Origin of the sequence: Bradyrhizobium sp. 22 (assembly GCF_000482425.1) — a bacterium.
Classification (GTDB): domain Bacteria; phylum Pseudomonadota; class Alphaproteobacteria; order Rhizobiales; family Xanthobacteraceae; genus Bradyrhizobium; species Bradyrhizobium japonicum_B.
In genome coordinates this window covers 145,537-159,367 of the sequence record NZ_KI519400.1, presented here as the reverse complement: position 1 = coordinate 159,367, position 13,831 = coordinate 145,537, and the positions used below count along the sequence as shown (strand labels likewise).

The following is a 13,831-nucleotide window of genomic DNA, read 5'->3' as shown; positions in this document are numbered from 1 at the left end:
GAGGCCCAGGAGTTGCTTTCCGGTGTCCGGATCCGATCAGCGGGCCTGCTTCGAAAAAAGGTAGGTCTCGGTCGTCGAGTGATGCCCCGTCACGTCGTGGACGTCGTAGGGGATGCATGGCCATTCGTGCTCAAGGCGGAGCCCGGCGCTTACGCACAACGAGATCAACTCCTTCTTATTAAATATGATCTCGGCGACTGGTCCGCCATACGCATACTTGCTGAGGAACATCGTCTGGTGCTGATGAACGGGCACGGTGTGCAGCACACAGTAGCGCGACGCGACCCGTGCAGCCTGGTGCACCGCCGCCTGATAGTCGACGATGTGCAGGAGAGAGACACCGTTGAACACGATGTCGAACGTATTGTCGCCATAGGGTAGGCGTGTGGCGTCTCCGAATTCGAAGGCGGCCGACGGATAGTGCGCGCGAGCCCGCGTGATCATGGCTTTCGAATAGTCGACGCCGGTGTAGCGGACGCGTCCTGGTAGAAGGGTCGCGAATACTTCGCAATAGTAACCGCTGCCGCATCCGACCTCAAGCAGGCTCGGATTGGCAATGCCGGTCGCGGCAACAGTCTCGATTGCCACCTGAAAATCGATCCGCGGTTCGCCGCGGTGCATCGCGGCAAGCAATCTCGCGTAGGCGCGCTCCTGCCGTGCTACGGTGCGCGCACCAAACCATCCGCTGGTCCAACCCGCCATGGCTCGCGCCTCTTCCGGCCCGCTGAGCAGGCGGTAGTCTGTGGATGCCAGAACGTGCCGACGCAGGATGGGAGTCGCCTGGATGATGCGCTTGCCAACCTGTCTAACGGGACCGGGAAGCTTCATCGCCGCGCCTGTATGTCCGCAGTGAATCCGAGGATTTCGGTAACGCGCTGGCGGTAGGTATGCTGCGCCAAGGTCCTGTCCTGACCGGCGCGAGCGATTTCTGCCCTGGCGTCGTCGTCCTCGATGTAACGGGCGATCTTAGCCAAGCAATCATCGATGCTGTGCCATGTCGCGACTTCGAGCTCCGGGGTAAACAGCGTATCCAGGTTATCCTTGAAGTCGGTTAGCAAAAACGTGCCCACGCCTGTGGCCTCGAACAGTCGCATATTGCCGGCCTCCTGCCCGGCGAGATCAATATGTGAATTGAGGGTGATGCGGGATCGGCGCAATACCTGATACATGTCCGCGCCCCATACTTCGCCCTGGAAGCAGCGATGAAGCGGCGACGAGGCTGGCAGAGTCTGTGGCCGGTTTCCCCATAGCTTGAGATTGTAGCGCTGGGCGACCGCCTCCAGGAGCGCAATTCGCTGCTGGTGGTCGACGGAAACGGTTCCGACAAAGGATATGTCTGTGTCCAGCGCAGGTGCTGCGGGCAATACTTCGAGAATGGCCGGCTCGAATGCGAGGTGATTGACCTCGGCGGAAACACCGAGGGCTCGGAACAACCTTACGGTTTTCGGCAACTGCGAGATCATCAGATCGTAGGCCGACCAGTCATGACCGCGCGACGGCTCTATTCCGACCTGGCCGATCAGTACCGGGTTGCCGATGCTCTTGATGCGCTGCGCAAGTCGGGTGTCGACGTGAAAGACATCCTGGTTAAGTACCACGTCGGGCCTGAAGTCTTCGATCTGGGCAAGGAGGATCTTTACCGCCTGCTCGTCCAACGATGGGCTGAGGCCAATCCTGCGGGCGAGCGGCCTCAAGAGCGGCTTGAACGGCTTGACGGAGCGCTCGAGCCAGTTCGGAAGGGTACGCCGCTCTCCGCTGCCTACCGATTCGGGAGCTTTGATCGCCATGCCGTGCGCGCGGGCCCAGGCGGTCTGCAGGAATGGATTGTTAACGTGGATCTCCGCTGCCGAGTGCTTAAGGCCTGCGAAATTTCTCGAGTAGAAGTCGGCGACGCCGAACAGGCTGGCATTCCGCGCCGCCATCTGCACGTCGTAGGAGGCCTGTTCGAGCTCAGGTTGGCGCTGGTAGAACCACAAAAGAAAGCGCGGATAGTCGGTATTGAGCACTAGGATACGCATGGGCAATCAGACTGCAGTGCGACAACCCTAATTGCCCTCAATCCAGACCTTGTAGGCTCCGCTGGTGGTGGCCTCCCGCCGTCACTCCTCTCGTGATCAAGGTGCCAACGAACCGTCCGCTCGATCTTGCTTTTGAGCTCAGTGTCACCGTGGCTGCCGAGTTCATCGCCCGCCCTGCTCGCACCGCGGTAGTCGTGACCGGAGCGACCGGCGAGATAGCCCGTAAACGAACGGGAGGTCCGGGCAGTCCCAGCCGGGCATGAGGACAAGCTCGCCAGGAAGCCCTTGTCCCGGCCGGATGGGCGGTTCATCGAGTCGCGGATCAGGTCGACCACGTTGCGGTTGTCGCACTCATTGTGGGGCTGAACGACGTCGTGCTCGGGCACGGAAAACAACACCGCCACCCACCTGGCATGCTCCAGATTATGGCCGATGAAGCCTGCACGTCCGGTGACCTGAACGCTATGAATTCGAAGTTCTGGATCAACTCTCACTTTGAAGGAAGCCTGCCTCGAAGAAATGGCGGATACAGACCGCAGGTTCAAGCGATGTCTTACAGAAGGTCGGGATTGGATGAAATACTATTGCTGATCGTGCTCCGCAATAGGGGCCGGTGTTCTGACCGTCAATAGGCGAGGCAGGCAAGCGTCCCGGGGCGCGATTAGGTTTACTTCGGTTCAAAGATCTTGTTAGGAACCAAATACCAAAGCAGAAAGAGGAGGGCCGCTCCGTTGGAGAGCAATGTGGTGGTAAGCGGCACGTTGAGGAAGACCTGCGGTAAGATCGCGCCGGACATAAGAACGAAGCGGAAAGGCAGGTGAGCCGACAGACAGTTGCCGAAAGCGATTACGAGTCCGCATGCAAGCGCCGATAATGGGGCAAGCTTCAATCCTACCGATGCCACGCCTTCAGTTGTAAACAGCGAGCCGTTGAAATTACCTACATTGTAGGCTCGGGCCATAATGATCGAAAGTTGATCAGTATACGGGCAGTTCGCCAGCGGCTTCAGAAGCGAGATTTGGCAAAAATAGGTGAGCTCATTCCTCGAAAAGAATTCGCTGTAATAGTCTAACGCACTCGCCGGGATTGCGATCATTCGGAAGTTGACGCTGCCGAAGTACAGCATCGCTCCTTCTTGGAACCATGAAATCAGTACCAGTCCGCCCAGCATGGGCAGCATTAGCGAGAGGATTGATGCGATTCTCGCCTCGAAAGCCATCGATAGAACCGCTACGCCGAGAAGCCAAGCGGGGGCAAACAGAGTCACTTTGCTAAGCGTAATCGGGTAGAGGAGCAGAAGCAAAACCAACACGATCGCCATCCGCCCATAGTTGCGCCTCATCGCGAAGCACGCAAAAGCAAAGGGTAAAAGCGCGCCAGTGCATATTCCGATCAGGTATTGAAGGGTGGTGGGAAGCTGCAACTCGCCTCGAAAATTATAGATATCGAAAAGTGATACTAGTCTAAAATTGTATGTAGCTCCGGATACGATCACGCCCGCGGCAAGAATGAGGATCGCATACAGTATGCGCTCAAGTGACCGTTCCGACATTTCGTAGACCGGCTTGAGCGGCAAGGTAATAAAGAGCACCGGCAGCAGAAAGCCGGTCAGAGAAAGAACCGCGGACACGCGAGCCAGGAAGTGATCGTAGTTCAGCGGGGTGAAGTAGCTCAACCAAATAAAGCCAAGTATCATTGTGTAGAAATAGAAGCCGATGATATAGCCGAAGCTAAATCTCGCGAGCGTGAAGAGCGGCGAAATCAAGGCTACGATCAATATGGACAGAGCGGCGTCATAAAACCGGTCGGTCTCGAAGGATATCTTGAAGAATGACTGATAGTGCTCCAAGACGTAGACCATTGATAAGCAGCTTATGATAACGTGCAGGTAGATCAGGAATGTTGGCCCTGGGCCCGCGAGCCAGCTTGCCCTCACGTCGTAGCTGATCGTATCCGTGCTTTCGGTCATGATCGCAGCATCAAGCGCTATCTTCCCCGACCGCCTTCATGGCCTTGAGCCGTACAGGTTATGCATCAGAGCTGCAGCTCCGAATCCAAAGAGCGCGGATACCACTAGCGCAGCAACAATTAGATAGAGCCGATTCGGTCCCACCGGCGCCGGGATCAGAGCGGGAGGACTCAGGATGCGCGTCTCTGGTGCCTGTTCGCTTTCAATGAGTGATACGGTCCTCAACTGGTCCTCGATCTGCTTGTCAGTCTGAATGAGCAGGCTGGCCAAGCTGAACTGGACAGAGGCGAGAGAAACCAGCGATGCTGTCGGTAATTCAAGCTTTCGGTCTTGACGGCGATCTTGCAATTGCTGTTGCGGGGACGAATCAGCAGGTATCCTAGCAGACTCGCTTCGGAGTTCAATTTCAAGAAGCCCCGCGTTCTTCACTTGTCGTTCGATCAAGTCGCGCTGTTCCTGCAGCGCTCGCAGGAGGTGACGCGCGGATTCTATTCGGATTTTCCGCCTTTCCTTCAACGTCTTCAGAAAAGGCGCGCGGTCCTGGATCACTTTGTCTAGAATGATCTGCTGAAGTTCTTTCGCGTTCTTTTCGAGCTCTGCGGGTATGGTGTTCTGGATAGTGATCGATCGTCCGATAGCCTCGGCGCGTAGGGCTTGAAGTGGTTTCGGAGCTGATGCGCCGCTGTTGGCAACGGTCACGATGGCCGAAGAAAGATAGGGGCCGGCAATCTGCCGCGCGACCTGCTCGGGAGATTCGATCGGGTCCTGTCTGCCGTCGACGGTTGAAAAGCCGATTTCAAGCAGTGATTGTACAACATAGTGCGGTCGCGTCAGGAAAATGACTACACAGAGGATCAAAAACGTTCCCGCTGCGACCACGAAGGAAGTCCGCACCGGTAAGCTATGGAGAGTCCATCCGACCATCTTGAATTCGTCAGCTCTCACTGAAATCGCTCTACAACTACAGATTTCGAAGGCTTCATTCGGAAATAATTCTTAGCTGAAGCTTCATTCCAAGTCCACGGTCGCCCCTTCCGGGCGGAGTTCCTTCGAAATTCTAGTGAATGAGCAGCCCGACGCGCCAGTTCTCCCCGATGGCTGCCGTTACACTGTTCGGAGATGGGGGAGTGGCAGCCTTAAATTGCTTGATTTCCTGTTGCTTTTGTCCATATAGATCACGCGTCGTTCCGCAACCCGCACGCTCGTGGCCGGATCGCTAGCTATCGTTGAGGCTCTCGTTGGTCCAGCGGGCGATGATGATCAGCAGGGAAGGCTTTAATGATCAAATTCGGCCTGCTAGGGTGCGGGCGTATTTCCAAGCGTCACTCCGACCTCTTGGGGGGCGGCCACATCAAAGGCGCCGAGCTGGTCGCGGTCTGCGATAGAGAGCGAGAGCGGGCGGATGCGATCGCTTCCAAGTTCGGCGTTTCCGCCTGCTATGAACCCGACGAGTTGCTCTCACGCAAGGACGTCGATGCGGTTGCCGTGCTGACGCCTAGTGGCCTGCACCCGCAGCATGCGATCGCCTGCGCTCGCGCGGGCAAGCACGTCGTGGTCGAAAAGCCGATGGCGCTGCGGCTGCAGGACGCGGACGACATGATCCGAGCTTGTGACGAGGCAGGGGTGAAGCTGTTCGTCGTGAAGCAGAATCGCTTCAATGTTCCGATCGTCAAGGCGCGCGAAGCGCTTGAAGCCGGCCGATTCGGGAAGCTCGTGCTCGGCACGGTCCGCGTGCGCTGGTGCAGGGAGCAGGCTTACTACGATCAGGACGCCTGGCGCGGCACATGGGCTTTTGATGGCGGTGTGCTTACCAATCAGGCCAGCCACCACATTGATATGCTCGAGTGGTTTTTTGGAGACGTCGTGAGCGTCCATGCGCGCAGCAGTACTGCCCTTGTGAAGATCGAAACAGAAGATACTGCAGTGGCAACTCTGAAGTTTCGCAATGGTGCTCTTGGTATCATCGAGGCCACCACCGCTGCGCGTCCCACCGACATTGAAGGCTCGCTGTCGATCCTCGGGGAGAAGGGAACCGTGGAGGTCGGGGGCTTTGCAATGAATCAGATTCGGCATTGGCGCTTTGTCGATCAACTGCCATCGGATAAAGAAGTAATTGAAAAGTTCTCTGTTAATCCACCCAACGTCTACGGCTTCGGCCACCAAGCTTATTATGAGCATGTCGTCGAATGTTTGGCCGAGCGCGGGGCCGCACTCGTCGATGGATTTCAGGGCCGCAAGAGCCTGGAGCTGATTTCGGCGCTCTACGAATCCATAGAGACTGGACAGGAAGTGTCGCTCCGCTTCGTGCCGCGTCGCAGTCGACTTGGCGTCCCCTCATGAGCAGTCCGAAACTGGCTCAGGCCGGCATCCGCGACGTCGCATTTGGCGCTGGGGTGAAGGTAGTTGAACCCTGTAATCTCTATGGCTGCACGATTGGCGACAACTGCTTCATCGGGCCGTTTACCGAAATCCAGAACGGAGTGGTGATCGGCGCGCGGACGCGTGTGCAATCGCATAGTTTCATCTGTGAGCTCGTAACTGTAGGCGTGGATTGCTTCATTGGCCACGGTGTGATGTTTATTAACGACACTTTTGCACGTGGCGGTCCCGCGAGAGGCCGAAAAGAACTGTGGCGCGAGACCAAGGTCGGGAATCGAGTGTCCATCGGCTCGAATGCGACCATCATGCCGGTGCAGATTGTCGACGAGGTTGTGATCGGTGCTGGCGCTGTCGTGACCAAAAACATCATGGTATCCGGTACCTACGTGGGTAATCCGGCCCGGCTACTCATCTCGGGGAAATAGAGGCATGGTCGTTCCCTTTGCTGACCTTCAGCTTCAATATCAGACCATCAAGCGCGAGATCGACGCCGCAATGGCCGACGTGATCCGCGATAGTGCTTTCATCCGCGGCCCGTATGTGGAGTCTTTCGAGCGCGAGTTTGCCAAGAGTGCATCCGTCGAGCATTGTGTGTCCTGCGCCAACGGAACGGATGCGCTTTATCTGGCAATGGCAGCGCTGAAAGTGAGGCCGGGCGATGAGATTATCACCACGGCCCATTCGTGGATTTCGACTTCCGCGATGATCACTCATGCCGGTGCAACGATCAAATTCTGCGACACGGATGGCGTTACCTTCACAATCGATCCGGCGGCAATCGAAGCCTCGATCACGCCGCGCACGGTTGGGATCATTCCAGTTCACCTTTATGGTCAGCCGGCTGATATGGACGCGATTATGGGAATCGCGAGGAAGCACGGATTGTGGGTGATCGAAGATTGCGCACAGGCGCATTTAGCGCAATTCAAGGGAAGGGCGGTCGGGACGTTCGGTAACGTGGCAACCTATTCCTTTTACCCGGGCAAGAATCTCGGTGCGATGGGCGATGCGGGCGCAGTGGTCACTAACGATGCGGCTCTTGCCGAGCACGTCGCGATGCTCGCTCGCCATGGCGGGTTAGTAAAGCATCAGCACCAGATCGAGGGGATCAACAGCCGGCTGGATGGTTTGCAGGCTGCTATTTTGTCTGCCAAGTTGCCGCATCTGGCGGAGTGGACGAGGGCGCGCCAGGAGGCCGCAAGATTTTATGATGCGGCACTAAATCAGATCAAGGGCCTGCAAACGCCTCATGTTGCCGCCGGCCGAGTTCATGTTTATCATCTGTATACGATCAAACACCCAAACCGAGATGCTCTAGCCTCTTACCTAAGTGCGAACGGTATTCATACGGCCATAAACTACCCTACTGCCTTGCCGTTCTTGCCTGCTTACAAGCGCTTTGGTCATCGTTCTGAGCAGTTTCCGAGGGCATTTGATGATCAGAACAAGATCCTTTCGCTCCCGATGTTTGCCGAGATCACTCGTGAACAACAGGAAGAGGTCGTGAACCTGGTTCGCGATTTTAGTTCCTGAGATGCGCTCAATAGATCTGTGCGGCACTTAGTTGCTCATTGAGGCATGTTGTACAACTACGATTAAAGGTCGCCGTGAGTGTTGACACGCGTCGCGCCGTCACCGAGCGTCTCTACGTATTTACTGTTTCAGTGAGGAACTGGTAACAGAATTGAAGGGTCGAGAAGGATATTTTGAGTCTGCTATTGAGGTGTTCTTGTGAGCGATGTTGTGCGGGCTCCGCGGCCTGCGGCATCACGATTGCCGAATGTTAAGATGGAGTCGCTGATGCCGACATTGCTTCAAATGCATTTTGCCGCTCGGCACGCGATTGGGGAGACGATAGGCCCCATAGTCACGAGCATCCTGACGGATGCTGTTCTGGAATTCGGTAGTGCGTGACCGTTGTTCTCCGTAACGACGCTTTGCGAAGTGATATCGGCAGCCTCTGATGCATTCTACAGGGAAGGTCGTCGTAGCAAGCCAGCATTACCCGCCGGACCATAGTACAACGGCGTCTATTATGTCTGACATTGCGTGTCGCCTTGCGCGAGACCATCAGGTTGTCGTGTTGTCGGGTACTCCTGGGGGCCTGCCTGGCGCTCTGAACGGACCGGGCAAGCCACACGTGATTTCGGTCAAGAGTCGGATCACAGAAAAGGCGGCGCTAGTCCGGCGCGCGTCGGCCGAGGTCCTGTTTGCTCTGCGAACGTTTGTGGCCCTCACAAAGGAGTTGCGGCGCGGAGACGTTGTGCTCACTGTGACAGCGCCCTTTATGCTACCTTACGCCGTTGCTGCGGCCGCGAAGTTGAGGCGCGCCCGGTCTGCGCTGATCATGCACGATCTCTTTCCTGATGTGCTCGTCATGGCGGGTCTGTTGAAGCCCCATTCTATCGTGACCGCCTTGATCCGTGCGGCGAACGCTTGGATGTTTCGCGCGCTCGATGCAGTTATCATCATTGGCCGCGATGCCGAAGCCCGGATAGTGAGCTATCGTGGGGTGAAGCACGGGAAGGTCCGTTTCATTCCGAATTGGGCCACGATTGTTCCCTTCCTGCGCCCCGTTAGCTTTGAGAATCCCTTCCGCCGCGTGATTAAAGCGCGCTTTGTTGTCGGCCTGTCCGGCAATCTCGGCTTTACGCATGATCCGGAGATCGTATTCGAGGCAGCACGATTGTTGCGGCAAGAGACTGAGATCCATTTCCTCCTCTCTGGTTGGGGCATCGGCTTCGAGCGGTTGAAGCAGCTACAAGCCGAGTGGGGCTTGCCGAACGTTACCTTGGTGGGGCGTGTTGAAGACGCGGAGCTCGAGACATTTCTTGCCGCTGCTGACGTTTGGATAATCCCCTACCGAAAGAACGTCACGGGCGTTTCGGTTCCGAGCCGCTTCTACAATCTCTTGGCTATCGGTCGGCCGGTCATTCTGGTCTCCGAGCCCGACGCAGAGGCCGCGCTGACCTTAGTGGAAGATCGGCTGGGCTGGGTCGTGGGGCCTGGAGAGCCTGAACAACTGGCGGAAGCGATCCGAACGGCGTTTCGCAGTGACGACAAAGCGATGGCTGAGCGTGCCGTGCAGGTAGCTTCTAAATTCGATCGTCACGCTGCTATGAACGCTTATGCCGATCTGGTTGGTGAACTGCTGTGCTCTCCTAGAGTACCGGAGCCAAAATGAGCGAAAGCAAACCAGTGGTGCTGGTTACCGGGTCAAACGGCTTTATCGGCCGCCATCTCGCGCCAATGCTGACGCGCGACGGCTGGTCAGTGCGTCGCGCCGTGCGCCGTCCGGAAGGCCGGGACGGTGAGGTCGTGGTCGGCTCGATCGGTCCAGAAACCGATTGGCAGGCGGCTCTCGCTGGTGTTGACGCCGTTGTTCACCTGGCTGCCAGAGTCCATCATCCTCGTGAGCGCGCGGCTGACTTATACGACTCGATCAATGTTGAAGGAACTCTGCGGCTTGCACGCAGCGCAGCGCGCGCACGGGTCCGGACATTTGTTTTCCTTAGCACTGTGCTGGTAAATGGCGGTTGTACGGATGGCCGAAGCGCGTTTACCGAAGCGGATGAACTCGCTCCTCGCGGAGCTTACGGGCTGTCAAAAGCTCGCGCAGAGGCCGGTCTGAAGACCATTTCTAATCAATGCGAAATGAAGATCTCTATAGTAAGGCCACCACTCGTTTACGGCGCTGGCGCGGTTGGCAACTTTAAGAATTTGGTGAAGGCAATCGATCTGGGGCTCCCCCTTCCGTTCGCGTCAATTCGCAACAGGCGTGCCTTCATCGGTGTTCACAACTTGGGATCGTTCATCGAGACTCTCCTTCGTTCTGACAAGAATGGACTTCAGATTTATCTTGTTGCTGACGATGAGCAGATTTCAACGCCAGAGTTCATCGCTCGTATTGCGGGAGCAATGAGTAGGCGGGTATGTTTACTGCCGGTTTCTGTGAGGCTGTTGGAGCTCGCATTTCGTGTGACTCGACCCGAGTTGCGCGACAGCATAGTAGGCTCAATGGAAATCGACATATCGGCGGCTCTATCGATGGGATGGAAGCCAACGGTGACGATGAACGAAGGATTGAAGATGGCATTGCTGCAACCGTCTGGTTCCTTCGATCCCACCGCCAGTCCAGTGTAGTCGCGGATCTTGTTCCTGCAAATCAATGACAGCCTTCTTTCTGATCCGCGGATCCGACCGCGCGTTTGCTCTTGCGTGACTTGGGCCAAGGAGCTGCTCCGGTCCATCAGCGCCTTCGGTCGCGTTGCATTGTAGCTGGACCTTCTCCTTCAAGACCTACTTTCCGGAGAGGGATTGCACGTCAGGCTCAGGTACTCATCAGAGGCCGAGCGACCCCAATCGGGCTCGGCCCGAGAGCATGGCCCGCGAGTGGGTTCTCTTCGGGATTGACCCGGTCACCCGATACGGTCAGGAAGGGTCACGGGGGTCGTTCGATGAGCCGCCCAGACACTTACGTCAGTGTGAGCTCCCGTCGAATGGATCAAAAAATGGGTTTGGTATGAAGGAGCGGGTTGCTCTTGTCACCGGCGTTACCGGACAGGACGGCGCATATCTCGCCGAATACCTGCTGTCACTCGGCTATATAGTGCACGGTATAAAGCGACGAGCGTCATCGTTCAACACCGCGCGGGTCGATCATCTCTATCAGGATCCGTATTTCGGGCAACGTGCCGTTCCTGGCCCCCGTGGGTCGGTCAAAATCCCCCGGGTATGGTCACTTGAAACTCCCCCACCTGATGATCGCCGGCAGCGCCGCTGAACAGCGGTAGCCGGTCCGGCAGGACGTTTATTTTCGTCCCCTTTTATCCAGCAAGGGGACTGGGAGTTGAACGTCTTGAAGCCACACCTGCAAAGCACTGTATTTACATTACTCGATCGCAACGCCAGCCAGCGCGAGATCCACAGGCTGACGGGGATCGATCGCAAGACGATCCGGCGTTACCGAGCGCTGCGGGCTGGTGCGGAGGCAAATTCCCCCGGGGAGGTGACCACCGGCTCGGCGAGCGGGGACAGCCAAATTCCCCCACCCCGACCACCGGCTTTTGGGGCATCGGAAGCGACGGTCACCAGCAGCCTAGCCCGTTCGGCTTGCGAAGCGCATCGGACGTGGATCGAAGAACAGGTCCGCCTGAAGCGGAACGCGCAGGCGATTTACCAGGACCTGGTCGATCAATTTGGCTTTCTGTCCAGCTACCAGAGCGTCAAGCGGTTTGTGCGCACGTTGCGGCACGCCGATCCCGAGCAGTTTGATCGGCTTGAGTTCCTCCCCGGCGAGGAAGCTCAGGTCGACTATGGCGAGGGGGCGCCGACGGTTGATCCGAAGAGCGGGCGGTACCGTCGTCCGCGCCTGTTCGTGATGACGCTGCGCTACTCGCGGCGTAGCTTCCGGCGGGTGGTCTGGAAGTCGAGCCAGCAAATCTGGGCGCAGCTCCACGAAGAGGCGTTCCGGTATTTTGGCGGGGTGCCGAGCTATGTCGTGCTCGACAATCTGAAGGAAGGCGTCCTCAAGCCGGATTTGTACGAGCCCGAGCTCAACCCGATTTACAGCGCGATGCTGGCTCATTACGCCGTGGTCGCCGATCCCGCGCGGGTAGCCGATCCCAATCGGAAAGGATGCGTCGAGAGTGCTATTCAACATACCCAGGGCACCGCGCTGGCCGGAGGGCGCTTCGAGACACTGGAAGCCCAGAACGAGTTCTTGAGGCACTGGGAGGAGAATTGGGCCTCCAAGCGCATCCACGGCAGCACGCGTCGTCAGGTCGAGGCGATGTTCCAGGAGGAGAAGCCACACCTGCGGCCGTTGCCAGTGGCTGCCTTCCGCATCTTCACCGAGGTCGTTCGGACCGTCTGCGACGATACCACCGTGCGTGTTGATAGCAGCTATTACGCCGCGCGGCCTGCACCCATCGGCAGTCAAGTCGTGGTGCTGATCTACGCCTCCACGATCGAGATCCGTGATCGCCACACCCATGCGCTGCTGCGTGTTCATTCCCGGACGACGCACCCCGGTTCTGTCGTCCTGCCGACCAGCGAACGGCCGTTCAATCCGTCGCGGCAAACCGCCGTGCTGCTGGCGAGCGCCGAGCGCATCGGGCCGCAGACCAGGGCGCTGTGCCAGCAAGTGTTCGACACCGAGGGGCGCCCCGGACAGCGCGCGATGTGGGGCATTGTCGGGCTGAGCCGGAAATATCCGGCATGGCTGGTCGAGCAAGCCTGCGCGCACGCCATCGGCAACCGCATCTACCGTTACAAGCATGTGCTTGCGACCGTCGAGCGGTTGTTCGAACAGGCGATCGCGCAGGTTGGAGCGACGCCACAGCCGGCATCGCCGCTCACCCAGGATCATCCGCTGATCCGCGCCGCCGCCGAATACGGCGACCTCTTCAGCCACGCTGTGCGGCACGATGCCGGCAACAATGGCCGGCAGGCCGAGGCCCACGACAGCCGCGCTCGTGTCGCCTGCGCAACCCCGGCCAGCTCCGGCGCCACGAGCGCTCCCGCTGCGCCTTCTCACCTCAAACTGGAGACCCAGCCACATGATGACCATGCCGGAAATTGAGCGTTGCCTGCGACAGCTGCGCCTGTCAGGCGTCCGAGACACGCTGCAGACGCGCGTGCTGCAGGCGCAGGGCGCCAACCAGCCATTCCTCGAGACCTTCTCCCTGATCCTGCAGGACGAACTGGACCGTCGTCAGTCCCGCCTTATCGAGCGACGATACCGGCAATCCGGACTCGACGAAAAACTGACGCTCGCCGAGTTCGACTGGTCCTTCAATCCCAAATTGCCGCGCCAAACCTGCTTCCAGCTCCACACCCTGGCGTTCATTGCCGCCGGCGAGAACGCGCTGCTCGTCGGCAAACCTGGCACCGGGAAGTCCCACATCGCCAAGGCGATTGCCTATCAGGCGATCCTGCAAAGCCACAAGGTCCAGTATCTTGAGACCGACGACTTCTTCCACCGCTACGCCCTGAACTCCCCGGCGCAGCGCGAGGCCCGCCTGCGAACCATCATCGACTGCGATCTCCTCGTGCTGGACGATCTGTTCCTCGCACGCGCCATCCCTGACGACGCCGGCGCCTTGCTGCAGACCCTGATCCATCAGCGCTACAAACTGCACCGCAGCGTCATCGTCACCTCCAATCGCGTCGTGCAGGATTGGGGGACATACCTGGGGGACAACACCATGAGCACGACGATCCTCGATCGCCTGATGCATCATTGCCATCTGCTTGAGTTCGACGGACGCAGCTATCGGCTCAAAGAGGCCGCTGAAGCTCTTGCCCGCGAAACAATGTCAAACTAACAATCCACTTCTGTCCTGCCTTGGGGGTGGAGGAGTTTGACTGACCGCACCCGGAGGAATTTGAAGTGACCCGCGGGGCTGGCGCACTACGGCGACATGACCGATTCGACCAATCTGATCCCGCCTGGTGCAGCAAA

11 protein-coding genes and 1 pseudogene are annotated in these 13,831 nt (G+C 58.1%); 8 read left to right on the top strand and 4 right to left on the bottom strand.

The annotated features are described in order from the left end of the window. Positions 1-36: 36 nt before the first annotated feature. From K410_RS37240 to K410_RS0126125, 4 genes are all read right to left on the bottom strand, one after another. Positions 37-828, bottom strand: a complete 792-nt coding sequence (locus K410_RS37240; RefSeq protein ID WP_080672246.1) for a class I SAM-dependent methyltransferase — start codon at positions 826-828, stop codon at positions 37-39. Next, positions 825-2,018, bottom strand: a complete 1,194-nt coding sequence (locus tag K410_RS0126135; protein WP_028137612.1) for a CgeB family protein — start codon at positions 2,016-2,018, stop codon at positions 825-827. The genes K410_RS37240 and K410_RS0126135 overlap by 4 nt, the downstream gene beginning before the upstream one ends. Positions 2,019-2,685: 667 nt before the next feature. After that, a complete protein-coding gene (locus K410_RS0126130; protein ID WP_028137611.1) occupies positions 2,686-3,987 on the bottom strand; it encodes a hypothetical protein in 1,302 nt (433 codons plus the stop codon). Positions 3,988-4,023: 36 nt separating this feature from the next. Continuing rightward, the gene (locus K410_RS0126125) at positions 4,024-4,866 is read right to left on the bottom strand and encodes a GumC domain-containing protein (RefSeq protein WP_155253690.1); all 843 of its coding nucleotides are present in this window, start codon (positions 4,864-4,866) and stop codon (positions 4,024-4,026) included. 399 nt (positions 4,867-5,265) lie between these two features. Here K410_RS0126125 and K410_RS0126120 point away from each other — a divergent pair, with 399 nt between their 5' ends. The 8 genes and pseudogenes from K410_RS0126120 to istB all read left to right on the top strand — a co-directional run bounded on the left by K410_RS0126120 (position 5,266) and on the right by istB (position 13,694). Beyond that, positions 5,266-6,327, top strand: a complete 1,062-nt coding sequence (locus K410_RS0126120; protein WP_028137609.1) for a Gfo/Idh/MocA family protein — start codon at positions 5,266-5,268, stop codon at positions 6,325-6,327. Next, positions 6,324-6,791: an acyltransferase gene (locus K410_RS0126115; RefSeq protein ID WP_028137608.1), complete on the top strand. Its 468-nt coding sequence runs from the start codon at positions 6,324-6,326 to the stop codon at positions 6,789-6,791. The genes K410_RS0126120 and K410_RS0126115 overlap by 4 nt, the downstream gene beginning before the upstream one ends. Before the next feature lie 4 nt (positions 6,792-6,795). Further along, complete coding sequence (locus K410_RS0126110) at positions 6,796-7,899, top strand: DegT/DnrJ/EryC1/StrS family aminotransferase (RefSeq protein WP_028137607.1); 1,104 nt, start codon at positions 6,796-6,798, stop codon at positions 7,897-7,899. A gap of 430 nt (positions 7,900-8,329) precedes the next feature. Continuing rightward, the gene (locus K410_RS0126100; RefSeq protein ID WP_028137606.1) at positions 8,330-9,550 is read left to right on the top strand and encodes a glycosyltransferase family 4 protein; all 1,221 of its coding nucleotides are present in this window, start codon (positions 8,330-8,332) and stop codon (positions 9,548-9,550) included. Next, entirely contained in the window at positions 9,547-10,509 is a 963-nt protein-coding gene (locus K410_RS37235; RefSeq protein ID WP_049820306.1) for an NAD-dependent epimerase/dehydratase family protein, read from the top strand. Before K410_RS0126100 ends, K410_RS37235 begins: the two co-directional genes overlap by 4 nt. Before the next feature lie 379 nt (positions 10,510-10,888). Further along, a pseudogene (locus tag K410_RS39810) lies at positions 10,889-11,081 on the top strand (GDP-mannose 4,6-dehydratase); the annotation flags it as partial. Positions 11,082-11,215: 134 nt separating this feature from the next. Next, a complete protein-coding gene (gene istA / locus K410_RS0126090) occupies positions 11,216-12,949 on the top strand; it encodes an IS21 family transposase (RefSeq protein ID WP_155253689.1) in 1,734 nt (577 codons plus the stop codon). Further along, the gene (gene istB, locus K410_RS0126085) at positions 12,927-13,694 is read left to right on the top strand and encodes an IS21-like element IS1631 family helper ATPase IstB (protein ID WP_028133017.1); all 768 of its coding nucleotides are present in this window, start codon (positions 12,927-12,929) and stop codon (positions 13,692-13,694) included. The genes istA and istB overlap by 23 nt, the downstream gene beginning before the upstream one ends. Positions 13,695-13,831: the final 137 nt, after the last annotated feature.